A 25,898-nucleotide genomic window follows, 5' to 3' on the forward strand; every position below is an offset into this window, starting at 1 on the left:
AAGTTAAGTTTTTTCTTCGTGTTCTTTCATGCTATCACATATAATATCCTAAGCTGGTTGTACGCATTACTCATATTACCCTGTAAATGGTATAGTGGTGATGCGTTAGTATTTAAAGAAGTAATACACTATGATTTTTAAGTTTATGGAGCGGAAAATGGATTTTTTGCAAAAGTTGTTTCGTTTAGAGCGTAGTCAAAAACGTTTAGTGAGTATCGCAATTGACACTGTTTTTCTAAGCTTTGCCTTTTGGGCTGCGTTATTAGTCAGAGTTGATGATGTCAGTGTGTTGCTTAATGGGCATTACTGGGCTTTGGTTGCTACAAGTATTCCTTTCAGCATTTTAGCGTTCGCCAAGCTTGGTTTGTACCGCGCGGTATTGCGTTATATGAGCTTACAAGCAATAACGGCTATTTTACTTGGTATTGTCGCGTCAACTGTCACTTTAGTGTTCGTATCTTATTTTACTGAAGCGCATCTGCCTCGCACTGTTCCTATCATATATGCCATGTTCGCTTTGGTGTTTGTAGGGGGGACTCGTGCACTTGTTCGTTCTTTAGTTGGCTCAGGTATTAAACGTCACGGTGAGCCAGTGATTATTTATGGTGCAGGGGTTAGTGGTCGTCAATTACTGAACTCTTTGGTGCTAAGCCATGAATATTATCCTTACGCTTTCGTCGATGATGATGAAGCGCTACATGGCAGCGTAATCCAAGGTGTTCATGTTCATTCACCCTCAATCATACGTAAACTCATCACTCAAAAAGCAGCAACCAAAGTGTTGCTTGCAATACCCAGTGCAACCAGAGCCAAACGTAAAGACATTCTTAATCGTTTAGAGTCGCTATCTACTCAGGTGTTAACCATTCCTGCAATGGCCGATCTGGTAAGTGGTAATAAACTTTATAGTGATATTAAAGAAGTTGAAATTGATGATTTATTAGGGCGTGATTCGGTCGCGCCTAGACAAGATTTATTAACCGCCAATATTACCGATAAAGTGGTTATGGTGACTGGTGCTGGCGGCTCTATCGGCTCAGAATTATGTCGTCAAATTTTAAAAAAATCACCAAAAAAATTAGTGTTATTCGAACTGTCTGAATATTCGCTTTATGCCATTGAAAGAGAGTTATCAGCAACAGCAAATGAGCTTGGCCTCAATGTGCGTATTTTGCCGATGATGGGCTCGGTTCAGCGTGAAAACCGTGTTCAAGCGATTATGGAATCTTTTGGCGTTCAGACTGTATACCACGCCGCTGCTTATAAGCATGTGCCACTGGTTGAGCACAATGTTGTTGAAGGTGTTCGAAATAACGTGTTTGGCACACTGTATACAGCCAGAGCGGCTATTGCTGCCAAAGTTGAAACCTTTGTTTTAGTTTCAACAGATAAAGCGGTACGACCAACTAACGTTATGGGCACAACCAAGCGTATGGCAGAGCTTGTGTTACAAGCTTTTTCAAAAGAGGATCATCAAACTCGCTTTTGTATGGTGCGATTTGGTAATGTTTTAGGGTCATCAGGCTCTGTAGTACCGCTATTTAGAACCCAAATTGCCAATGGCGGACCAGTAACTGTAACTCACCCAGAAATCACCCGTTTCTTTATGACCATTCCTGAAGCATCGCAATTGGTTATTCAGGCTGGTGCTATGGGTAAAGGCGGTGATGTGTTTGTATTAGATATGGGTAAATCAGTCAAAATTGTCGATTTAGCCAGTAAAATGATCCGATTAAGTGGTTTTGATGTCCGTGATGAATTAAACCCTGAAGGTGAAATCGCGATTGAATATAGTGGATTACGCCCAGGTGAAAAACTCTATGAAGAGTTACTAATTGGTGATGATGTTACGGGTACTGAGCATGAAAGAATTATGACGGCTAATGAGGTTCATCTTTCATGGGCAGAGTATTCGAAAATTCTTGAGCGTTTAGATACCGCTTGTCATGCTTTTGACCATGCCACAATACGGGACATTTTATTAACCACGCCGACAGGCTTTGCGCCAACGGATGGTATTTGTGATTTGCTTTATCAGCAAACAGAAAAAAACAAACCAGCTGTTCAAAATGTGGTTAATTTAGTCTAGTATATTTTTATCATTGTTTTTCAGTCACCTAATTAAATAAGGTTTTTCATGAAAGTTGTTATTCCCGTTGCAGGCCTTGGCACACGTATGCTTCCTGCAACTAAAGCGATTCCAAAAGAAATGCTACCTATCGTGGACAAGCCGCTTATTCAGTATATCGTTAATGAGTGTGTAGCTGCTGGCGTTAAAGAAATTGTACTGGTTACCCATGCCAGTAAAAATGCCATTGAAAACCACTTTGATAAATCTTACGAGCTTGAATCAACGCTTGAAAAGCGTGTTAAACGTCAGCTGTTAGAAGAAGTACAATCAATTTGTCCTAAAGACGTTTCTGTTATCAGTGTTCGTCAAGGTGAGGCTAAAGGCCTAGGGCATGCAGTGTTGTGCGCTAAACCTTGTATCGGTAATGAACCTTTTGCAGTGGTATTGCCTGATGTTATTTTAGATGAATATACAGCAAACCAAAAAACTGAAAATTTAGCTGCGATGATGGCACGTTACCATACCAGTTTTGCTAGTCAGATTATGGTTGCGCCAGTACCAGATAATGAAGTGAACAAATACGGTATTGCAGATTGTAATGGTGAAGAAATCGCCCCAGGTGATTCAGCTAAAATCAAAGCTATGGTTGAAAAGCCTGCCATTGGGACTGCTCCATCAAACTTAGCTGTTGTTGGTCGTTATGTGCTATCAGAAAAAATCTGGAATCTATTAGCTAAAACACCAGCGGGCGCGGGTGACGAAATTCAGTTAACAGATGCGATTGATATGCTAATTGAACAAGATACTGTTGAAGCGTTCAATATGACCGGTAAATCACATGATTGTGGTGACAAACTGGGTTACATGAAAGCCTTTGTTGAATATGGCCTTCGTGATAAAAATCTAGGTGATGATTTTGCTAAAGTAATTAAAACATTGCTCTAGATTAGATTACTTTCGCATTACCAATAAAACCAACTCACAATGAGTTGGTTTTTTGCTTTTAGAGACAAAATTATAAAATGGGGATTTTATTAAAACGTCTACACCTTTAAGAAAAGCCTTCACTGCGCATCAGCGTATCAAATGCATTTCCATCAGTACGTGATGCATTAGCTACATAAGGGGCATATACGTCAAACAATAAGCGAGTATCGCTGTGACCAAGCATTTGTGAGATGTACAAGGGATTCTCAAGGGCTGCGATATGAAGCACTGCTGCAGTGTGGCGCGTCTCGTAAGCGCGTCTGCGTTTAAGTCCTGCTTTGATTAATGTGGGGTACCATAATGCTTTACTCACATAGTGGGTATCCAGTGGCGCACCTGATTTGCCGGTAAACACAAAGTCAGAATAGGGAGCATAACCAGCCTCATACGAATCTTTAATGCGTTTAAAGGCTTCGTAGATGGTATCGCACATCTTTAAGTCTCGGCGTGATTTAGGCGTTTTAACATCACAGACCTCACCATTTACCCAGTTCTGACGGATACGAATTAAACGGTGTTCAAAATCAATATGCTGCCATTCAAGGCCGTGTATCTCGCAGCTACGTATCCCAGTCCAAAATCGGATAATAAAGTAATCCTTCCACTCTTGTGGCACCTTGTCTAAAAACTTGCGCACCTCTTCAATCGTCATTGGGTGCGACTCTGCTTTTTCTTCCTTGAGCGCTTTGTAGCGTCTTAAGGGATATTCAAATTTACATTCTTCAGCGGCCAAGCTAATGATGGCAATTACAGGCCAAAGTAAGAAATTAATACGGCGATTCGATAATTGGCGTGTATCACAGTCTTTCATTATTTCCATTAATTCTTGTCGAAAATAATCTATTTGCGACAGGGTGATATCATTTACCAAGGTATTACCGAATTCGGGTATAAGGTATTTATCGAGTGTGTTGCGGATGGTGCTTTTATAACTGTTTTTCCAAGCGCCTTTTTTGCGTTCAAACCATTGGTTAGCAAAGTCATTGAAAAATGGGTATTCACGGTCAGGATGTTTGTCGCGTTGCAGTTGCTCAAATTTAGCGACTTTTTTACTTTTTGGAAAATAGTCACGATATTGAAAGCTGCCTAAATCAATCTCAGCATTCATTTTTTTGAGCATGGCTTTAGCTTGGGTGAGGTTTTTAGGGGTTGCCATCAATTTACTGCCTTCACGAAAACGGCAGCCATAAAGATGCATGTCGAACTGAATGCGCCCGTTTGGACGTATGCGAATATGAGCCATAGTGGCCTCCATTGATTACAGATCGTTAAATAGATCTGTCCCTTACCAATGGAATTCGTTAGAATTTACTCATCGGCTGGGTCTGGATTAAAAGTCGTCGCAGCCGGTACGGGGTAGAGTGGTTGCCGCCACTCTGCCCCAACTGCTTCATTTAAAGTTACTTTAGGTTAACAGGGCTTTTAAAACGCGCAAGTTAATCCATTACTGCTTACTTCTATTTCTACTTCTACTTCTAATCTTACTTTTACTTTTAATCTTACTTTTACTTTTACCTTCCTATCTTTCATTTCGTATTTTTTCCCAATAGCATTCAATTGAGTAATATTGGTTAAAAAGACATCTATCACTATAACTAACACTGTCTATTTGTCCAGTGCTTTGTTATCTAATATCTGCTTTTATAATCTCATTGCTTAAAAACCGATTAACTCCAATTGTTCGTTCTGAGCTGATCCATTTTCTTGCTGTATTGTTTCAAGTATTTCCTGGACAGTCTTTGTTATACAGCCATTTTTGATTTTATTTATATTGCTTACGCTTGTATCAATGGTTTCTACAGGAATTTGTACATAGGGTAGGCTTCCTTCTTTTGTGCTGCTATAAAACTCAAAAAAGCGTTCATGATTTTCATTGATGACGATACAAATTTTCACTTGCGCCATGCTAATAAGGTCATTTATGTGAGTGTTTATTAGCTCTTTTGGGTGAAAACGGTACAAACGGGTTTGTTCGGATTTTATCGATTTAGCATAAACAGCTTTTGATAAGCCGTCAGCACTAATCGTCGAGGACATATATATTTTGTTATCGTCGATTAAGAAGTAACATTGGTCGGCTTTTTTTTCCGATTTATAATCGGCGTGAGATTCGATTTCACCTTTAAAGGATTGAATATCTGCTATGAGAGTGACTTCAATCGTTGATTGGTTTTGTTGTGTTTCTATAAATGCAGTGAGCCCTGCAATTGAGCGTGTCACTGTTTTTTCAGGGCTACGGATGGTAATTAATTCACCTTCTTGCGCAATAGCCACCGTTTGTGATTGCGTTTCTTGGCAAATATGGCGCAATTGTTGATAGGTTTCATTATTAATTGTTAGAGTTACTGGCAGTGGGATATTGCTTGATAACGTTTCTATTCCAACGTTTCCTCCACGCTGAAAGCGTAGGTTATGTGAGTTGGATTCGAGCTGTAAATATTCAAAGTTGCCTAATGGATTTACATTCATATCTAGCTTATCTAAATCAGCGATCGAAAACTCAACAACCGCACGTTGTGGCAGCGTATCAATATACTCAACATGCTTTTTAAAAGCAGCTAACAGGTCAAATTTACGACAAGACGGATAGATAGGATTGAGTGACGGTATCGATATATCGGGTATTTCAACATGAGTGGCATTTATGTATTTCCCATTCTTGTATTCCAATTCAAATATGAGTGGCAAAAGTAGGGAACCAGTGCTTTTTCTATTGAACGCAATTACTGATTTAAGTGAGTGTTTAAAAAAGTCACCTGGAATGTAAAACTTAGCCTGTTTTAGTCCATGGCCTTTTTCTAAAGGTTGAACGATGAGCGAGTAGTTAGGGTTGCTACCGCCAACCCAGGTTACCGTTGCATCTTTTGGTGAAATGAAAACACTGACGCCGTAATCCGCTTTTTTGGCTTGCAGTTGTTTACTAATCGCTTCAAAAGAGCGAAATAGCGTGTGTGGGATGACGAGCTCATTCATAAATACCTCTTCTACTGAAGTGATTGGAAGTTTGTTAAAAACTGATGTAAATGCTGATAAATACCTCGGTCTAGCGAGGGCTGGGACTTTGCCTTATTTTTAGTGTTTAACTTCAATTTAAAAGTAATGATTAAATGACTATTTCCAGTTGATTGTTTAATGCAGCGATAGGTGTCGCCTTTAATCATAAATTGTTCTTTAAGCAGCGCTTCTTGTCTTTGAATGTTGGTCTTTCGATTGCAGACTAATTCAAAATCAAGGGATAACCAGTGCCATTGATGAGTCCTAAAAACGCGAGTGATCAGTTGAGCATTCTTACTGTTACATGCCAAGATAATGTGCAAACGAAACTCAGTTTGATTATTGCTATCGAGAACAAAAGTAGGAAGGAGTGACAATGCTGTTTTTTGCTTTTTAGTTAATGGTTGATAGGTGTGCTTTCCTGAACGTTGCCAAATTAGACTGAACGTTTTCCAATTTAATTCTCCTAAGCGTACTTGCTTTAATAAATCATTTAGAAAATGGCCTGATGAGCTAGTATCACAGCTTACTTGCCATAGCGATGCTAGGTCAGTGCTTGCAATGCCATCGAAGTCAGAGGGTGGCAAATCTTGAACTGCAGGTATGCTTAACGTTGATTTTTGCGATGTTTTAAATAACCAATTTTTGAGCGTTACCTCAGTCAATAGAATAGCGTCTTGTTGCTTCTGACTAGGCATTTTATCCCGATAATCAGTATTAATTAGACTGAGTTGTCGTGATAGATCATTTGATGTAGGACTAAGTCTTAGCAAGTACTTTAACTCATTGTGGTTAAATTCACGTTGTTGTCGCTCGCCAAAGCCATAGCGGTAAAAAGGGTATAGCCAATCAATACCATGAAGGTAAGACCAACGGGTTGTGGAGTAGTATTTATGCCCAATTTGCTGACAAATTTCACTTAGTAATAAATTGTCATTATATTGTGAGAAATGCTTGGCTTTTACCCAATAATGAAATCGCTTTGCTATGGCGCTTGGACTGAGTAAACGAGGTAAATAGCTTTCATCGGTGGTTTCATTAGGTGATATTTCATAAGCGAGATGCAGTGCCTGTTGCATAAAAAGGTAAATGCCACTGTGGCGAAGGTGATGAAATCTGACATCCTCACCAGCAACAGCCTTAATTGCTCTGGTAATAGGGAGTAGATAGTGTAACTGCCTAGAATGCATTTTTTCATCTGCAAACCCAATTAATGGTTCATTTACGGAGGCCGATTGCTTGATGTCGATAACCATCCTGACTAAGCAAGCGTATTCTTCGGGGATCACGACATGTACCATTCTGGCACTTTTATTTTTTGTACTGCCTTCAGTGGTTTCTCTGATATCAAAATGAAACTGCTGTTTGTCTGTGCTGTAACAGAAGATATCTTGAATCCTAAGGCGTAATACTTCCCCTCGGCGTAACATTGCAAAGTAGCCAATGATGCAGGCTACTGCGCAGAACAGTCGTTGCATCATTTCTCCAGTGTCTTGCGTGAGCAAAGCGTTAATGACTTCGTCTAATTCCGCTAATGTGAGGTAATTAGGGTCAACACTGGGGGTGGATGTTGGTGGATCAAACTCTGAAATATCTAAATTCTCGGTTAAAGGATGGTGACTCATAAAGCGAAAAAGGTAGTGAACATATTTTTGATGTCCCTCATTGCTTAAGCTGTCATAAACCGTGTGCGCCCATAAGTGCAATGCGTCACTATCAAGTGTTTTTTCGTAAGGTAGTGGGTTATCTTCAAAAACTTGTTCAATATTGGTATATGCATTAATTGTGTCATCAGACAACGTTTCTTTAATGACACCGCCATACTTGATTAAATCAGCTTTATAATGAAAAAGCATTGCTGGCAATATGTTATGAGGGTTCCACTCTGGGACTGGTGCTGGCTTTTGTGAACTGTTTAACGATGTTTTTCGTAATGTTTTATGTGGCCATCGATTAACTTTGGCTTTTGAGCTGAGCCCTTCAAACCAATTTTCATTCCAATCCTTTTGATAAATGGCTGTTAAGGCAAGATGCTTTTCTTTTGTTTTGATGATTGGTTTATTAAACGCAACATGCCTTTCTGGGTCACGAATGTCTTTTAAAAAACTCGGTACGATATTGTCTCTATATAGCCAAACCGATTGAAGGCGCAGGTGCCATTTTTGAGCATTTAGCTCTGGTAACGAAAAAGGCGTTACTGGTGTATATAGATTAAGTTTACGCACCAATTGGCTAGCAGTTACTTTTTTGTTCTTATGGTATAAAGTTGAGTGCTTATCATTGGCAAAGGTTGTTGCGTAATAGTCCTGTAAAACACGGTATACAAACAAAGGTAAATGATAGCGGGTGAAATGCTGCTTTTGCTGTAGTTTACTTTTTTTTGCTAAGTGAGTGATATCAAGGTAAAGCGAAGTGCCTTCTTGTTTGATACTGCTAGGTTCATTGAGAACATGTGCTAGATACTCAATTGAAAGCGGGGCGACCTCTAAACCAATAACTAAAGCGGTAAATTCACTACTTACAGCCGGGCGTACTTTAATATATTGAGTACGAATCGCTTCGTATCCATCTTGAAGCATACCTGCTTGATGGGCAAATTGGTTGAGCTGCTCAAACCACTGTAAATCTTTATCTTTTAACTGATTAACGACTTCAGGTGGTACTTGCCAGTGAAGCGCATCGCTTAAATAGCAGAGTAGATCATTGAGTGCATTTCTAAGCTTTTTTTGTCTCCCTGTAGGGATTGTCTTGATGATTTTTCTTAAGTAATTTATTTCATCAGAAGTGACTTCGCGTTGGTATGCAGATTGTTCACTTGCAGGCATCATGCTATCAGGCCAATGATCAATAACCCATAAAAGTTCATCCTCTTCTGCGCAAGTGCCACCCCCACGTTGATAAAAGTGAATAATGTCGGCAGGTATTAAGCCATTAAACCGATTAGACATAGCAAACCTCTTTGATGTCAAAGCGACTAGCTAAACTGTTTAAATGCTGCTTTATCGTGGTTAAGTTTGCAGGAAAAAGATGATCACTTCCAAAGTGCTCACCATATTCTGAATGCCCCATTAATCGGTCGATCTGACTGGTTGTTAGCCTGATAGGATAAACACTGGTTAGTGCGCATTGAGCAAAAGTGTGCCTCAGCATGTAGGGGGTTTTATTTTTTAATCTGTCATGCATAAATAGCTTTAACTTTTTAGCCGTTAATGGGCAAGCTTGTTCACTAGGATCACATAAATACCATAGATAAGGACTGTTAAATGAGCTGGAAAGGTGAGTACTTAATGAGCGTTGTAAACTGAGGTAGTGTCTGAGCTGTTGGCTAAAGTAATCACATAAAATGATTTGCCTCAGTCGCCCTTTATCACTGACGGCACAGGTACTTAATCTGTAACAACGTTCCTTTTCAATTGAAATCTCATGAGTTGGACGAACACCAGTGAGAAATACAAACAGTAAAGCAAGGTGGTAAGTACATAAGTTGTAATACTCAATATGCTGACTTAATTCAACTTTACCAACAGGCTTAGAGCGAATAATTTCATCATGTAATGAAGCAAAAAAATGAGTCACTTCATGTTCTTGTAGTACTTTTGAACTGCCTATTTGGATCGGAATATCAGCTCTTTCCTCAGTCCCTCCTTGGTATTGTATTTTACGCAGTTGGGCAATTCTGCCTTCTTCGATGAGTTCATCTGGCAATGATTGCCCTCGGTGTTTATTGATTAAGTAGAGTTCTGATTTTTGTTCTTTATTTGAGGACTTAATTGAAAGCATCGCTTCCCAATTGAACAACCTCACTTGAGTAAAAATATGCTCTAGATAACGTTCGTGCGCCTGATATATTCGATAGCGGATCCGATCACTGTCTTCTGATTGATACGCTTTGGCGTTTCGGTGGTGCAATTTGTGCTCTCGTAGCAAGACATATTTACTCATGCTTGAAAGCTCATTATCAACCTGAATGCAATTTGTGAAGTAATTGAATAATTTGTCTTTTCTTGCGCTAGGAAATCCTATGACAGATGTTGATTTTCTCCATTTTTTAGTCAGTATCTCAATAATTAAATTTATCTCACTTCTTGATAGCCAAGGCGTGTTATATCGTTGTTTTGAAATAAACGGTCTAAACAATGCATTTAACCCTTTAGGTATTGGTTGCCAGAGAAATACTTCACCTTGTTTTGTGGGGTAGGGTTGAGCATATTCAGCCCAAGAGTGACTACCGTCTTTGACCGTTCTAAAAGCATGTTCTTGGCACTCTTCACTGCCTGTTACACGAATACAGTCAGGGATAAAAAAATCGGCGGGTTTAGCATTTTTATCGTTGGTCTTATCTTTTGTTAGCCGTTGAGTGAGCCATAAATAGATAATAACGACGAGAAACTTTTCTTTGTTCACTTTTTTATAGTTTCTATTGTTCAACGTGCTAAAAAGCTTTATGAGCGCCGTTGCAATTTTGATGGGGTCGGGCATCACTCCACCGGCGTTTCGTTGGCGATTTTTTTTGGCGATAGAACTCGACTTACCCATGGTTGCCCCCTTGTGAGTGGGTTATTTTACGAAAAGCAGAAGGAGATATTTGGGCTAGCTGACTTATTTGATTTTTATTTGGAGTGACTAAGTTCATTGATTTTGCTTTATCAAGTCGGCTATGCAATATCTCAGGAAGTCGTTTATATTTTTGGTAAAACAATGCGGGTTTAATTAAGGCTAGGGTGGATAATGTCGGTTCGGGTTCGCTATAAATATTTAATGATGCTGTTAGTTTATGGGAATCAGGATGACCAAGTAGCTGTTTTAAGATGGGCATTGGAGCCAATAAGTAATAAGCATCAACTTTTGCTCTTTTCACTACAGGGATTGGGCAGGAATCAAGAATACTCTGCAGTTGTGCAAAGCTAATAAACTGAAGATCGGGAAGCGTCGATAGCTGATGGCAATCGCCAGACAACAAAGTTGTGAGCTTTGGATGCTGGTGCCATTCAAGTGAGTTTAGCGGCAACTTTTTTGTCTTTGGCATAACAATATTCTCCTAAGTCATCTTATGTCCTTATTTTTAGATGCATTTATTTAGTTATTAATTACTCGCACTGTTGATTTATACAGTTGTTTGGTTTATAAATCAACAGTGTTTTTTGATTATTATTCTATTTTTAGCAAGTTTACTTTTGTGATTATTAGTCGCTTAAGTTTTCAAGAATATGTTTTTGGTTTTTTGTAGGAGGCTGGTATGGAGCTTACACAGAAAGGTTTTAAAGTCGGACTTAAGGCCGTTTTAAAAATACTTGAAAAATGGGGCTGTAATGAAAATCAAATACTAGTCTTACTTTGCTTTAAGAATAAAGACGACATTAGCGCCGTTAATCAGCAAGACTTAAATCAAGATCAAGTCATACGTATAAGCTACATTTTGAATATCCATGGCGGGTTAAGACAGGTTTTTTCAAATCCAGATAATGTTTACGGCTTCATGACAATGAAAAATCAGCACTTATTATTTAACGGTCATACACCACTTTCGCTTTTATTGGAAGGGGAGCATAGTGACTTTGAAGCTGTTATGAACCATGTTTTAAATTTAGGGAATTTTTAACGTTCAGCGCATTAGGGGCAAATATGATGGATCTAGAATATAAAAAGCAGCAGATTTTAGAGGCTTACTTTCCTGGCATTTCGAGCCTGAATGATGACGAGGCGGATAATGTGTACCTTGATGCTAGCGATGCGCAGAAACACAAGTATCTTGCCGAGTGCCAAAAGCTGTATGTAAAAGGCAAAGACCACTTAACCATGAATGAACCCTTTAGACCTGAGCGGGATATTTGCGATTTTCCTGATTTGCTTAGTTATGATATTCCCTACTGGCAATATCAAGATTCCCATGATGACGCGATATTAGAAGAAATGGAGATACCAAAATATATTGCTAAGGCGCCTGATAAATACATCAGCAAGTTTTATGGCGACTGGGTGAGGCTGTATATTGATGGCATTTTTTATTACGGTTCCTTATATACAGCAATGCATTTTATTCTACTCGCGGTAGAAGACACGGTGACAAACTGGATAGAGCAGCGGTATCCATACCAACTGCAACTCAATACTTACCAATGCGAAAATCAAAAGGGTTGTGTGTCAGTCGAGTTCGCCACTAATAATGAAAGTAATGATAAGCAATCCTCTAGGGCTCGTTCGGTTATGCGGGATTTTTTAAAAGAGTTAGCTCCAGAGCTTAATGATTACCTAAATTCACAGACACCGGCAACGTATATTATTTATGGTGTTGATTATGATGGGGTGTCAACAGTTGAGCTCATTTGTAAAAATGATCAAACACTGTCGTTAATTCGTCCTGCAACTTTTATGGATGATTTTTTACCTAAAACACAAAATCCAGCTTACTTAGATTTAATGGCAAGACGCTATGCAAAACAAGTAATAGATAGGTTAATCGAGCTTGGTTTTTAAAGGGGTATATAAGGCGGGAGATAAAAACGAAAAGCCATTTAGAAATGGCTTTTCGCTTGTCTTCGGTGGGCTGCATTATTTAGCAGGGATATCCGAAGCTCATAGAATAAACCGTAGGGAGGTTTCAGCTTCCTGTCAACAGTACTAATCGAACGATATTTATTCAACTTTGTGGTGGTTACAGTGATGAATACTTATTGGCTTTACGCAAAACCCAAACAACTTAAGGAGTGTAACTTGCAATATATCTCTATTCCCACAAGTGCATTTGGCTTTGATTATGATATTGAATTACATGACTGGCACAGTAAATTACAGGCATATCGAGTCTTTAAAACTAAGGCCAAAGAGTTACTTGAAGGAGGTCTTGGACTGGGTTTTGATATTATCCACGATGAGCAATGCTTAGATGACTGGCTGAGTAACATTCCCACAGGGTATTTAGAACAAACTCAAGCATTTCCTGAGCATCAATATCAATTGTTATGGCTTGCTGCCAATAGTGACGTAGCAGCCCAATTACTCATCACTCGTCCACTATTGTTAGTGTTAATCTGTGAGCATTATACCGTAGATAACCAAATGGCATTAGCTGTTAGCCAATTAGGCCAACGACAAATATTGCATTGTCTAGGCTATGATGGTGCTAAGTCTGTGCTCAAGTTTATTGATAAATTAACCCTGACCTATGAACGAAATTTAGAGTTAGAGCATGTTAAAAAACAGCTAGATAAACACTGTCGACGCTATAGAGCTTTTAATCATTACCCTTCAGTTAACTATGTTGCATTAAGCTTAGATAATAAATACCCCTTTCTAACGGGCACTAAGCTAGGACTGGCGATAGCCAGTGAAAACCAACTAGGTAGAAGGGCATTACGTTCATGTTTATCAGATACCCTCGCATTGGGAGTCGAGCTGGGGGTAAATGACCCAGGTAAACGTGTTAGTCAGTTATCGTCATTTGCCGAGCTAGAGCATTTGCATCAGCAATGGATAAATAGGCGTAATGACATAAGGCGTGAAAAATTAAGACCTGTTGATGCCGACAAACCATATTCTATTCTAGTGCCAGATGAAGCAAACATTGTAGCTATCAAAAATTATGATGAGCTTTTCACAGAAGGTGCTGAACAACACCACTGTATTGCGGTTTATCATACTCGCATTGTTTCTGGGCATTATTGTGTGTTCACTTTGAACCAACCACAAAGAGTCACCATTGGTATCAAGCTTAACAAACAAACAGGCATTATCGAGCTGGACCAAATTGCAGGTTTGCGTAATGCGCTGCCTACAACTGAAACCCGAGAGTTAGTTTACAGTTGGTTTGAGAGAGTAAAAAAGGTGTTGAAATTGCAACAAGGTTCGGAATAAATATGTTTGATTAATAAGCGTCATAGGTTGACGTGAACTGACAGATTTTTAGGCGGCAGTTTAGTGATGCTTTGCCCTTATGATGGGGCGTTCTTTAAGGGGTGTAGTGGTACGGTGAATTTGGCCTCTCATTTGTAGTTGACCACTACACTTAGCATAGAAATTTTAATCCGAAACTCACGAATTAGATTTAAATATCTAACTCGGAAATGTCCGTGCGACCTGAGGTCGTATGAAGCGCTGTTCACCGCGATAAGAGTGAACCATCTGTATCACCGGATGACCCTAAGACTCTGAATAAAGGTAAGCGTCCGGGCAAGTACATCTTCAACTGCTTTCATTGATCCCTTATTTTAACTCCTGACTATACATCAGGAGTTAATATGGCTAAACGTTCACATGAAGATTGGACTGCTTTGATAAAACAGCAGCCCGCTAGCGGCTTAACGATCACGGCTTTCTGTCGTCAGCATAAATTAAGTACCAGTACTTTTTATGCCCGTAAAGCCAACAAGGCTAAAATTAAAACGGTCATGCCTTTTGCTAAAGTAACAGTGGCAACGCCAACAGATGTGACGACCCAAACCCAAACTAGTGATACTCAACAAGTTATCTGTTTACAGCATCAAACTGGATTATGGACTTTCCCAGGCTCGTTGCCAGCAAATTACCTACTTAAACGAAGCGCCTACACTACCGTTTTAAATCATGTTGCCATTATTTAAAACTGGCTTCGTATATTCGCAGTGCAAGCTTTGGCACGATGCGGCCATCCTAGAGTTTCCTGAGCTATAGAACTCAAGCCGCTGCATAATTGCTAGAATGATAAGAGTAAGGCTGTAAATCAATTAGTCATTATCCAAGCTTCTAAATAGGTACCTTTCTTCATCTTTTTAAATATTCCTTCACGGCAAACTCAGTGAAATAAAGTGGGACAACGAGGTTCTTTGTTTCTGTTGCTGTAGAGCCCTGAGTACCTGTCAGTTTTATTGTTTTATGGGGCTGGCACTTAGTGATATATGACACTAAAGACTTGGCTCTAGTGCGCTTACCGCTTTTGACTTCAATCGGAACAACCCTACCTTGCTCATCAGTAATAATAAATTCAATTTCAGCTCGTGCATCACCCCATGAATACGTTGGGTCGATACCTTGTGCAGCTAATTCCTGTTGCACGAAGTTTTCTGCAACATAGCCCTTGTAGTCAAAGCCCTGTTGCTTAACCTCTTTGTAGCTGATCCCTAGCATATGGTTAAGAAGGCCAACGTCAAACAGGAATAGCTTGACCATATTATTTTTCTTATAGGCAGCGAGTGGACTTTTAGGCATGCCATCAATGGGGAAATTCTTTAATACTAATCGGCATCTTTCTAACCAAGTAATTGCGCTTTCTAGCTCACCGTAACGAGATTTTCGCTCATGTATTCCCTTAAACTTAAAGCGCTTGACTGACTCGTCTATGACCGCTGAGAGCTGAGAAGGAACATTATTAAATACAGCTTCAATCAAGCCAGTATCGACTTTGCCTGAGTGCTTACCAAAGTCACGCTGATAGCCGGATATTAGGTCGGCTTGAACACGAGACACAGCCGCTATTCGCTCAAGAATACTGTCATTAGCTGGCGCAAACCAACTGTTTACCGCTTCAGGCATACCGCCAGTGAAGTAGTAGTCAGTAAGCTTGTCGAATAATTTTGTATGTGCTGCTGCGTTGTTTACCTGCCCTTCAAATGCTTTAATGAGTGGGGCTTCATTAGATGCAAGTAGAAACTCATGAAAGGAGAGGGGGTGAAGGTTGTGCTGCTCGACTTTGCCAACAGGGAAGCTGTCTAACAAGCCGATATTAGATCCACTTGCTGCAATATACATGTGAGGTGCTTTTTCAGCGAAGTACTTAAGCGACGTGACTGCGCGGGGGCATTCTCCTATCTCATCCAATAAAAGCAGATCCGTTGTCGGCTCGAATTCTTCACCTGTCAGTAGCTCAATATTAGAGATGAGATCTGTGGGTGTAAGAGAACCTGAAAAAGCATCAGCCATCTCGGGAGATTCAAGAAAGTCGATCCGTAAGGTGCGATTAAACTTACTACCCAGTAAGCTTTGAAGCAGATAGGTTTTGCCTGTTTGACGAGCACCATCGATCAGCAGAGGTTTACGTTCGGATCGCGTTTTCCACTCTAGTAGTTTATTCAGTAATGACCTTTGCATGACGAACTCCAGCACTTACATATAATCACATTACACTTTAATGCGCATAAAAAAGCAAGTTTTTACATTTTTATGCGCATTAAATGTTGGTGCTTTACAATTGTCTGCGCTATAGATGAGCAGAACAAGGGGATATCTAGGGATAGGCTTGTCCGAACCTAATTTAGCTATTTGCTAATAAACCACACAATAGTGAACTGAATTACCTGTCATGTGCTGCGCTTTACTTGTTAACAACTCAGCTTTTAAATCTCAGCAATGAGCGGGGTTAAACTGTCTAAAAAAACCAATTTTAGACAATAAAGTCCCAGGCTAAAATTGATGGTTTATATAAGTTACTTAAAGGGCGGGGTTTGTGACCAGATTATTAGATCAGTGTAGCAAAGAGGGGACAAAGCAGAAACATAACAAACCAATTAATGATGTGAACTCAATATCTTTAAATGCATTTGACGAAGTAAATGATGTAGGTCTAAGTGATGTGACATTAGGTGCTACACAGAATCTGCTACAGGGTCGCACAAGGAACCAAGATAAATTAAGCGTACTTCTACTCATCGCCTGTCTTTCACAATTTATACTTTATCTGCTTGGCTTAGCTGTCAAAGCAGCCGATAAACACAGGCAATATCAAGCGAACTCAATAAAGCACCGCAATGTACTTACAAACCAGTTTATTGGCTTGAGAGCCTATAAAGATAGGAATTTGAAGCTGTTGAAATCGCATTGGCAGTTAGCGATTAAGATGCTGCAGGGTTTAGTGAGGGAACCACAAGCATCCTATTAAATTCAGGGTCTGTCCTTCAGAGATTGTCGGATATGGGCTTCTTAATAAACCTATCTCAGCCTAAATTAAGGGGTACAGGAGAGGCTATTTACGTTTATAACTCTGAGTCAAATATACTTGAGCATGACATTCGCACCCCCAGTTACTTAAAATACTTTGCCCCTGCACTCAACCAATTCGATGAACTGAAAGATTTCATAGGGCGTGAAAAATAAAAACTTACTTTAGATGAAGGCTTTCAGCAATTCTCTTTAAATCATAGGCAAGCCTAATTGATTCAGTTTCTACTTTATCGATGCTTATGTTCAATTGATAATTACAGATTAAAGAAATATATGCACTCAACTCTGCCTGACTTAAATGACATGCTAGCTTGGCAAATATTTGGACGTAACCTTCATACTCATCACGACACTCTTGATTATCATTGATGCCAATTGGATCCCATTCATTCCATAACCATTCACTTACTTGCGTTAGAAATAGATTATATGCTGGTGTCATTTTAGTTTCAGGAAGCGAATTTATTATTGGCTGCAATAATGAATCTAAACCATCAGTTATTGTCTGGTTATCATCCATAATAAATTCGAAATTATTTTCATGGCACAAATTTTCATATGTACCTTCATTGGTTAGTGTTTGAGCATACCAGGTGTAGGCGACTAGTGGGTTTTCACCCTTAGCTGCATTGTAATCCACGCAAACAACCTTATCAGAAAGTTTGGTTGGGAAGTGTTCAAGCGTGTAGTGGCCTATTACTACAGGAATGGTAATTTCATCAAAACTTATCTCTGTAGGCATCGGAAGTGTTGGGATCTTAGGCTTCATTGATATTTGAACCTGAGCAGACTGCTGATAGGTTTCAAAACTTTTTAACCACCAACGTAAGCGAATTTTTGTTCGCTTTGTATTTGTTTTATCAAAAAAGAAAGCACCCTCAGGTAAGTCAATTTCAGGGCCTTTTAGTAACGTTTCAATAAATTGATAAAGCTTAGATTGTGGATTGAATGCTTCTGGAAACATAGTAATCTTTAGGCTATTATCCTGATTTAAAAAAGGATTTATGTTCTCGATAGATTTTTGATGCCAGCATGCATGAATAGCACGTATGTTGCCGAAATCTAAAAATAGCGGAAGGGTTTTAAACCATTCAATCCAGTATTTATGCTGTTTATTATTCTCACCGATCTGTGATAAGAAAACTCTATGCTGTAGATAGTTATTGTCGCTGTGGTCACGTAAAGGTAGTCCGTTTTTATTTTGCTCTGCCCATCCAATAGCATTAAATTCATGGTTTCCCATTATGCAGTAAGCTAAACCTCTATCTACGAGCATTTTAACCAACTGTAAACAAGCTAGGTGATCAACATTTTTTTCAAGCTTATTATCAATTAAGTCACCAAGGAAGACTAAGCGCATGAATTCTATACTAGAGCCGCTGTCTAAGTAATTGAAATCAATGTGCTTAAGTAAATCTAGCAGCTTTTGATGTTGACCATGTATATCTCCGATAAAAACCAATTGATAATCACCTTGCTCGATGACATGATGTTTTACCTGCGAGTGCTGTTTTGAGGTATTTGTCATACTTCTTTTCCTAACAAATATTGATTAATTTACATAAGAATCATAGTGTCTGAAGAATCAAAAAAAGTCTGATTCAACATGTTGTTCTTGGATATCTTGATTCTGAGAGGTACACATTAATTTGTGTAAAACCTGGGGTAATTCTTTACTAAGTATCACTTTTTCAATATATCCATCGCTAAAGCGATCTTGTCTAATATGCATAGTTAAGTATTTGATACATTCCACCCTGTCAGCATCTGACAGCCATTCTTGAAAACTATGCATTCTAACTTTTCTAGTAAATCGCTCTGCCCATTCAGGCCAATCAAACTCTGTGAGGACGATGTTAAACTCATAGGCACTATTGACTAAAGTTGAAATTAACTCATCTCTACTATTGAAAGATAAAAGGGTTTCATTTTGTACATCTGGACTATGATGCTGCAGAATATTTAGGTTTTTCAGCAAGAAATCTCTAATAACTTCATTGTTTGGCATTGTGACTAAATCTACTGCAAGTTGAGCTATTTCATCTCGCCAAGCAAGTATCTCTAACCAGTCACTAGGCAATTGTGTTACTCCATAAAAAGCACCAGCGAGTTGACCATAAATTGCAGCGGTTGTATCAGCATCATCCCCCAAATTAGCTGCGAGAAGCGCACCCTCTTTAAAATCATTACTATGGTAAAAACACCATAATGCAGCTTCAATTGATTCAACTACGAATCCAGACCCATTTATGTCGTCACGGTGTTTCTCTTTATAACTACCTAAGGCTATTTCTTTAATATCTTCGTGCCAATCTATTACGACATTGTCTATAAATGCTTGTGGTAACGAAAGTAGTGTTTGCTTGTTGATAGCTTTATCACGCTTAAGAAGAGTAAAAAGAAAGTAATTCATTAACTCGCAAGCATTAAGGCAGCGTTTCTCCCCATGAGTTGTAGAGGATGAAAGGTAAGATGCTGTTTTTAAAGTGGTAAAATGTGAGTCGTAAAATGCTAGTGCTATAGGTGCTGTTCGCATTAAACTACCATTTCCAGCTGAGTATTTGTCTTCACTGCCAGCTATAGCTACACCTGTTTTAGTAAATGATGTAAGAGCATTACGAACGGTATTACCTATGTCAAAACAATGACCTGTACATGAATTAGTGCCATTTTTGTACCAATCGACGTAACGATTCATCTGGTCATCTAAATCATTATGTCCGGTGATAAGTAAGCTTTTACCGAGGCATAACATCATTGCTGTATCATCAGTCCATTGACCAGGCTTTAATTTAAATGGACCTCCACCTACGATATCAGTTATATGTTGATAGCTGTCTTTGGTTTTAAACTCAAGTGTTGTACCTAATGCATCACCTAAAGCAAGTCCTAGTAATGCACCTTGAGCGGTATCAATTTTCATTGTCATATTCTTCCTTAATTGAGTTAAGCAATCAGGTATTCAGTATTTTTCTCGTTACAACATAATCAGTTATGGTATTGAGTGTTAACTTGTTTGTTTAGGGAAATGAAAAGAAGGAGTCTTAAAATGAGTATCAAGTTTAGTGTTGTAGGTCGCACACTGAATACAAACAATATTACCTGTAGTTGATGGCTACATGCAATTACTGTATACATACACATGTCGCCTAATCAGGCAGATAAAAGTCATATATAGCAGGAATTTTTATCAAATTGTAAGGTACAAGCATGTCTTCAGTTCAACGCTGGGAAGTCTTACTTCGATATCGCTTAATCGAAACATTTGTCCAATGGGAAGGGCGTTTAACTACTAATCATTTGTGTAGTGCATTTGGTATTGGGCGTCAGCAAGCATCAAAAGACATTCAAAACTACCTTAAGATTGCGCCAAATAATTTAATCTATAATCCTTCTAAACGTGGGTATGAACCATCTAAGAGTTTTTCACCTCAGTTCACTCAGGGTTTGGCGAGTGAATACTTAAATTTGATTCACAATAATCAAACGATAAATGGATTACTAACGACTATACCACTACCAAAATGCTTCACTGAAGTGCTAACAGTTCCTGAACGCAAAATAAAATCTGATGTATTAAGGCCTCTTATTAAAGCCTCTCGCGAAGGCATGCGTATAGAAGTGCGATATTTTTCAATGAATTCACCAAAAGGCGAGCAAAGGATTATTGCTCCACATACTTTGGTTTTTTGTGGTTTAAGGTGGCATGTAAGAGCTTACTGTGAGAAACATCGAGATTATAGGGATTTTGTACTTAATAGAATTAGTGAAGTTGAAGATGGATTAGGTGAGAGGTTAGAAAACCCCTCTGAAGATGCGGATTGGCATCAAAAGTCGCAGCTTATTATTACCCCAAACCCTAATTACAGTACTGATCAACAAAAGTTAATAGCTAGAGACTATTTAATGGAAAACAACAAGTTGATTATTTGTTGTCGCAAAGCAGTTGTTGGTTATGTTATGGATAGGTTAGGTGTTAAACCAGCAGGTGATATCGGTATGTCACATTTAGTGTTATCAGTACTGTGAGTTTATTATCTGAATCTGTAAGTTATTTATATTTTGATGTTTACTAAATCCCTTCGTCATAAAAAATATCAAGTATTTTAGCAATATCTCTCGGGCTCTTCACGTATACACGGATGTTTCCACTTTTGTTTGAAATTTCCCATTTTAATTGATGTTCATTACACATTTTTTCAAAGCGTTTATGATCATTTTTTGTTTTGCTGATACTAATATATTGTTTATTTAGATCTGCTCTTACATTTATATGGAAAGATCTTTTATCGTCAGTTGTAATTCTAACGCAATCTTTTGTTAGCGCTGAACTCATAATTTTAGCAGAGGTGAATGTTTTCACGACAGAGAGTACTTGCTCAAACGAAGCTTTTGTTGCTCTAATTGCTAGCAGTTTGGCATTTGCATCTTGTAATTTATAAACGTCGACAGGGTTTAATTTCCATTTATCAGCTAGGGAGGAAACAGTTTCAATTATATCAATTTGATTACCGCCATCATCATAAAACCATTCTGTTTTGTTTCCTGTAGTACAGGGAACTACTTGTTTTTGAAATAAAGCGTGCAGTTGTTTTTCATAGTGTAGTGCTGAGTTACTATCTTCTTTATCGATATTCCAAGCAGCAATACATTGTGCACCAAAATTATTTTTTGTACTTGATAACTGGGAAATTCTCGACCGTAATGTAGCATTTCCTTTACCCGTAACTCCGATCTTTTTGTCATTAACCAAAATACGTCCATCTAAATGCACTGAACGCATTATGTATAAAATTGTATGCTTTTCCATTGTAGTATATGAGGTCTCTAATAGCATTTCTCTAAATGTAATATACATTATTTCAGCACTTTACCCTATTTTCTGTAATTTCTCTGTATTTAAATTGACCTTCAGTACTAGCTTTTAGCTAGACTCATAATAGCGTTTGCGGTTAGCGAATATACCCACTGACATAGCATGAAAACGTACAGATTGTGCTTGATCAGAATACTATCAGTTGGGTGAGTTGATTGAAGCTTTATACTTCAGAAATATACCGGCAAAACTGTCTGAAATGTCCATTTTTAGACAAATTAACGTCTCATTGTGAAATAAATTTTTTAAGGTTTTGAATTAAAAGCCTTAATAGACTACTGCACTTGATGGCTTTTAATTATAGGGTGTTACTGATAGTGTTAAATGTTCTTAGGTAAAGCGTTAACGAGTGGAGGCTTTAAAATGAGTGATAATTACGCAGCCTTGAAAGCTGAAAAAGCGGCGCGCCAAGCCAGATATGTCGAGAAAGTCATCAATGATGCTTTTCCTCCCTCAGCGAATCGTAGCTCAAATTTGAAGGGTGTGCGTAAAAGCAAAGCACCTCTGTCTGCGCCTTTATTTTAACTATTTATTGTCCATTATTGTAATGCATAAGAACGCATTCTACTCGCTCATTACACCTTTTTAAAACGGTGTGAATGTTGAGGGGGGCGTGCTTAGTCTGTCCAAATAAGTACCGATCCGAGTCGGTTGCGCTTTGTCATCACGTGAAAAATTCAGCTTTATTACTCAGGGAAGGGTGGGGGGAAACTGTCTCAAATGGCCATTTTAAGACCAATAAACGTCTCATGGTTAACGAGATTTGCATGTAAGGCATTGAATTTAGTTTATAAAATCACTGGTGGTAAAAGCGTCTAATAGGCCTAACTATCTATTTATTTTTCTTTTTACTTTGTTGATAGAGAAAATAAGTTATCATCCCAAAACATACTATAGACGCAAAGCCTACAGCGACGAGTGGCATCCAATAATTAACCGTATCAGTAAACATAAGCGTTCTCTCACCTTATCATTCGGGATGTTATTATCATACCACAGTACAAACATCCTCACTGATTTTAGAGCTTAGAGATAGCTAATCATCCAAAGCTCCAAGATACAAGTGGTCAACCTAAAAGTTATGCCTGTTCCGTTTTTCCCTCATTGTTACCTCTAATTACACGCAATTATCTAACTGATGTATAATTACACGCAAGGCAGGTAAATATGTGTAATTTGATTTACGGGTTTATTCCTATTAAATTAATTATTGTCTGAAGGCGAAGCTGAAAAATGATATTCTCACTATCACTTCCTTTGTAGTGATGTGATGAATTTGGCCACTATTATAAGAGCATACCGAGCTTATTTATGCCCCCAAATGAGTCAGAATTCTTAAAGTATTCGTTAGACGAAGTACTTTCGTCCTAGATTTTCTAATACTGAGTACATTGTTTCTGGCAACATGATGGGCTGTTTTACTTAAGCAGCACAAATTTACACAGCTCCCTTTTTAAAGATTAACGGATAACAAGCTGTGACGAAGTGAGTCAATACAACACTCCTTAGCTCATTACCCAAAAAAGTTCAAATGTGCAACATCCCCTAATGTAGAATATACTTCCCATCCCAGCGAATAAATAGACAGACTGGACTTCCCAGCTTTTACTAGACCGTTTTCAACTCAGAATAGTACGCTTTCTCGAATTGTACAGGTGACACACCACCATTATTCAGTATGACCTAAGTCTTGCTCTTCGTTTTTTGCTTGCACTCGAGCTGTACTACCTTTTAACTCTTCCCTTATTGAGTTTATAGTATGAAAATATAGTTTGTGCTACTATAGTGACAATTATTGCTTTTTTTAAACTATATTGTCACTATAGTAGCAGGTTTTATGCTTAGTCTCTATACCGCTTTTGATGTTCAAATGGAGTTACGCGACTTTATAAGTCAATCTCGAAAACTAAAGAAGTTATCCGTTGAGGAGTTATCAACTCGCTCCGGGGTGCCCTATGGTACGATTAGAAAGTTTGAAAGCACCGGTAATATTTCACTGAGGCAGTTTTTGATGCTCTATGAAGCTATTGGTGATTTGAACAAAGTCCGTGCCTTGACAAAACCATCTAGTGCCCAGCCCACCAGCATTGAAGAGGTGCTAAAAAATGCTTGATACTCCGTTAAGAGTAAACAGAACCTTTTCCGACGGATCTAAAGCGCTTGTTGGTTCGCTGGCTGAAAATAGAACTGGCACCTACTTTCAGTTTGACGAGCGGTATTTAGCTCAACATTCAGCTTCAATTGCTCCCTTTAATATCAAAGCGGATCTAACCCTGCAAAAAGCCCCCAAGCAACCCCATTACGGTATTCATGGTGTGTTCGGTGACAGTCTTCCTGATGGGTGGGGCTTACACCTTATGGATCGCGTTTTCAGGCAAAATGGTCACAATCAACAACTTATCACCGCATTACAACGGTTGGCTTATATTGGTGACCAATGCCTTGGCGCATTGTCCTATGAACCTGAGATAGAGCTACTTGAGTCTGATCCTAGGGATGTTGAGCTAATAACATTAGGGCAAGAGGCGGTTAAAGAGTTTGAGGGCACAGAATCGAGATTGATTGAGCATCTTATGAATGCGGCTGGTTCTGGTGGTGCTCGCCCTAAACTCAATGTCACTAAAACCAGAGATGGCCAGTTTTCAACACACGAAAATGCCATTGGTGAAAAACTGATTGTGAAATTGACCTCTGAAAAATTCGACTTAAAACATTCAGAGAGCTTGGTGGAATACGCCTATATGCAGATGGCCAGTGATCTGGGCATTGATACACCTAAATTTGAATTGATTGAAGCTGGGGGAGGACGAATGTGGCTACAGCAAACTAGGTTTGATTGTACTCCTAAAGGTAAGCGCCACATGATCTCTGCTTGCGGTTTACTGGACGCTCCCTTTAGGGAGCCATCATTAGATTATGTCGATTTGGTTAAGGCCACTCGAATGCTTTGTGGTGTAGGAGAGGCGAGAAAGCTGGTTAAACGCGCTTTGTTCAACTTTATTACCGTTAACCAAGATGATCACTCTAAAAACTTTGCCTTTTTAGCTGACGATGATGATCAGTGGCAACTATCTCCGTTTTACGACATTGTTTACAGCCCTTCACCATACAAAGAGCATATGACATCTTTTAATGGCAATGGCAGATCACCAAAGCACGCACTCAATATACTGGCTGGACATGCAGGCTACTCAAGTGATAAACCATTACGAGAGATGTTAGAAGAGATCTATCAACAGACCAGAAGTTTTGCTCAAGAAGCAAAAAATCTAGGGATCCCTAATCAATTACTGACGAGTATTGATAACCATATGACAGAAAAGTGGAATAGTCTTCGATAGCATTAATTTTGGTGTAATAAGCTAGATCTCAGTACCACGATATTTAGGCGTGTATATGCAAAATATTGATTGTAATGAGCCAAGAATTGTTCGAGTTGGCTTGATAACAGCATTTTTTTAAACACCTAATAGGCCTAACTATCTATTTAGTGGTGGTTTTGTTTTTTATCGAATGTCATCAACGAATAAATTAATATCCCTAAACAAACAATAAGCGACATCCCAACTGCAACAAAAGGCATCCAGTAGTTTACTGCTCCTGTGAACATTAGGTGGCTCCTAATATGAGTAATTCCATATCTTGATTATAGTATTAGCTCATATACCATTCAAAATTATCAATACTTTTCTTGATTTTTTAGCTCAAACAGCAAAACAAAAGTTGCTGATTTGCTTTGTTGTTATGTTGATTGAAAATTGTGTGAAAGGACTTGAGCACAATTGTGAGAATGTTAGCGTTTTCTATGCTGCTACCAGCGTTTCGCTTAACTCATAAGTGCCTTCTGTTTAGAATGTACATTACTTTAGAGTTGAATAAGATTTTAACACTTTAACTCACTTTTATTACTCCCCGCCCAACTAAGAAATGACATGAAAAAAATACTACTTATTACTATCTGTATGTTACTTACAGCGTGTGGCTCTGATTCTGAGACTCAGAAACCGCTACCGCCTAATGAGGGCACACCGATCTCACCACCTTGTACAGTAGATTGTGGTG

The 25,898-nt window shown here is 38.8% G+C and carries 19 protein-coding genes and 1 pseudogene; 11 read left to right on the forward strand and 9 right to left on the reverse strand.

Translation table 11 applies throughout. The features are described from left to right. Nucleotides 1-157: 157 nt before the first annotated feature. Together AB4160_RS13110 and galU are read left to right on the forward strand one after the other, a co-directional pair. Nucleotides 158-2,089 carry a polysaccharide biosynthesis protein gene (locus AB4160_RS13110; protein ID WP_372004937.1) on the forward strand — a complete coding sequence of 644 codons (1,932 nt, stop codon included), beginning with the start codon at nt 158-160 and terminating at the stop codon, nt 2,087-2,089. 48 nt (nt 2,090-2,137) lie between these two features. Next, entirely contained in the window at nt 2,138-3,016 is an 879-nt protein-coding gene (gene galU, locus AB4160_RS13115) for a UTP--glucose-1-phosphate uridylyltransferase GalU (protein WP_102475738.1), read from the forward strand. A 106-nt stretch (nt 3,017-3,122) separates the two neighbouring features. Here the strand turns inward: galU and AB4160_RS13120 are convergent, their stop codons facing one another. The 5 genes from AB4160_RS13120 to AB4160_RS13140 all read right to left on the reverse strand — a co-directional run bounded on the left by AB4160_RS13120 (nt 3,123) and on the right by AB4160_RS13140 (nt 11,078). Next, nucleotides 3,123-4,301, reverse strand: coding sequence for an Arm DNA-binding domain-containing protein (locus tag AB4160_RS13120; RefSeq protein ID WP_372004940.1), 1,179 nt, complete (start codon nt 4,299-4,301; stop codon nt 3,123-3,125). Nucleotides 4,302-4,714: 413 nt separating this feature from the next. Beyond that, nucleotides 4,715-6,031: a hypothetical protein gene (locus tag AB4160_RS13125; RefSeq protein ID WP_372004942.1), complete on the reverse strand. Its 1,317-nt coding sequence runs from the start codon at nt 6,029-6,031 to the stop codon at nt 4,715-4,717. A gap of 11 nt (nt 6,032-6,042) precedes the next feature. Then, on the reverse strand, nt 6,043-9,000 hold the full coding sequence (locus AB4160_RS13130; RefSeq protein ID WP_372004944.1) for a hypothetical protein: 2,958 nt from the start codon (nt 8,998-9,000) through the stop codon (nt 6,043-6,045). Continuing rightward, nucleotides 8,993-10,588, reverse strand: coding sequence for a hypothetical protein (locus tag AB4160_RS13135; RefSeq protein ID WP_372004947.1), 1,596 nt, complete (start codon nt 10,586-10,588; stop codon nt 8,993-8,995). The genes AB4160_RS13130 and AB4160_RS13135 overlap by 8 nt, the downstream gene beginning before the upstream one ends. Next, a complete protein-coding gene (locus AB4160_RS13140; protein WP_372004949.1) occupies nt 10,581-11,078 on the reverse strand; it encodes a hypothetical protein in 498 nt (165 codons plus the stop codon). The genes AB4160_RS13135 and AB4160_RS13140 overlap by 8 nt, the downstream gene beginning before the upstream one ends. Before the next feature lie 210 nt (nt 11,079-11,288). Here AB4160_RS13140 and AB4160_RS13145 point away from each other — a divergent pair, with 210 nt between their 5' ends. From AB4160_RS13145 to tnpA, 4 genes are all read left to right on the forward strand, one after another. After that, on the forward strand, nt 11,289-11,651 hold the full coding sequence (locus tag AB4160_RS13145) for an antitoxin Xre/MbcA/ParS toxin-binding domain-containing protein (protein ID WP_372004951.1): 363 nt from the start codon (nt 11,289-11,291) through the stop codon (nt 11,649-11,651). Nucleotides 11,652-11,674: 23 nt separating this feature from the next. Beyond that, entirely contained in the window at nt 11,675-12,526 is an 852-nt protein-coding gene (locus AB4160_RS13150) for a hypothetical protein (RefSeq protein WP_372004954.1), read from the forward strand. Nucleotides 12,527-12,763: 237 nt separating this feature from the next. Then, nucleotides 12,764-13,903, forward strand: a complete 1,140-nt coding sequence (locus tag AB4160_RS13155) for a PcfJ domain-containing protein (protein WP_372004956.1) — start codon at nt 12,764-12,766, stop codon at nt 13,901-13,903. Between the two features lie 383 nt (nt 13,904-14,286). Then, on the forward strand, nt 14,287-14,628 hold the full coding sequence (gene tnpA / locus AB4160_RS13160) for an IS66 family insertion sequence element accessory protein TnpA (protein ID WP_372004959.1): 342 nt from the start codon (nt 14,287-14,289) through the stop codon (nt 14,626-14,628). A gap of 160 nt (nt 14,629-14,788) precedes the next feature. On the opposite strand, the gene AB4160_RS13165 is transcribed toward tnpA, so the two are convergent. Further along, nucleotides 14,789-16,111 carry an ATP-binding protein gene (locus AB4160_RS13165; protein ID WP_372004962.1) on the reverse strand — a complete coding sequence of 441 codons (1,323 nt, stop codon included), beginning with the start codon at nt 16,109-16,111 and terminating at the stop codon, nt 14,789-14,791. Between the two features lie 523 nt (nt 16,112-16,634). On the opposite strand from AB4160_RS13165, the pseudogene AB4160_RS13170 reads away from it, so the two are divergent. After that, a pseudogene (locus tag AB4160_RS13170) lies at nt 16,635-16,898 on the forward strand (IS4 family transposase); the annotation flags it as partial. Nucleotides 16,899-17,117: 219 nt separating this feature from the next. Here AB4160_RS13170 and AB4160_RS13175 read toward each other — a convergent pair. Together AB4160_RS13175 and AB4160_RS13180 are read right to left on the reverse strand one after the other, a co-directional pair. Beyond that, a complete protein-coding gene (locus AB4160_RS13175; RefSeq protein ID WP_372004965.1) occupies nt 17,118-18,488 on the reverse strand; it encodes a metallophosphoesterase in 1,371 nt (456 codons plus the stop codon). A 57-nt stretch (nt 18,489-18,545) separates the two neighbouring features. Continuing rightward, on the reverse strand, nt 18,546-19,883 hold the full coding sequence (locus AB4160_RS13180) for an ADP-ribosylglycohydrolase family protein (protein ID WP_372004967.1): 1,338 nt from the start codon (nt 19,881-19,883) through the stop codon (nt 18,546-18,548). A gap of 287 nt (nt 19,884-20,170) precedes the next feature. On the opposite strand from AB4160_RS13180, the gene AB4160_RS13185 reads away from it, so the two are divergent. Next, nucleotides 20,171-20,989: a helix-turn-helix transcriptional regulator gene (locus AB4160_RS13185; RefSeq protein ID WP_372004970.1), complete on the forward strand. Its 819-nt coding sequence runs from the start codon at nt 20,171-20,173 to the stop codon at nt 20,987-20,989. A 43-nt stretch (nt 20,990-21,032) separates the two neighbouring features. On the opposite strand, the gene AB4160_RS13190 is transcribed toward AB4160_RS13185, so the two are convergent. Further along, a complete protein-coding gene (locus AB4160_RS13190) occupies nt 21,033-21,770 on the reverse strand; it encodes a GIY-YIG nuclease family protein (RefSeq protein WP_372004974.1) in 738 nt (245 codons plus the stop codon). A 429-nt stretch (nt 21,771-22,199) separates the two neighbouring features. On the opposite strand from AB4160_RS13190, the gene AB4160_RS13195 reads away from it, so the two are divergent. From AB4160_RS13195 to AB4160_RS13205, 3 genes are all read left to right on the forward strand, one after another. Then, complete coding sequence (locus AB4160_RS13195; protein WP_372004976.1) at nt 22,200-22,361, forward strand: hypothetical protein; 162 nt, start codon at nt 22,200-22,202, stop codon at nt 22,359-22,361. Between the two features lie 1,312 nt (nt 22,362-23,673). Further along, entirely contained in the window at nt 23,674-23,949 is a 276-nt protein-coding gene (locus tag AB4160_RS13200) for a transcriptional regulator (protein WP_372000007.1), read from the forward strand. Beyond that, entirely contained in the window at nt 23,942-25,177 is a 1,236-nt protein-coding gene (locus tag AB4160_RS13205; RefSeq protein ID WP_372004979.1) for a type II toxin-antitoxin system HipA family toxin, read from the forward strand. Before AB4160_RS13200 ends, AB4160_RS13205 begins: the two co-directional genes overlap by 8 nt. Nucleotides 25,178-25,898: the final 721 nt, after the last annotated feature.

It is taken from the genome of Shewanella sp. 10N.286.51.B8, from assembly GCF_041469325.1.
Taxonomy (GTDB): Bacteria; Pseudomonadota; Gammaproteobacteria; order Enterobacterales; family Shewanellaceae; genus Shewanella.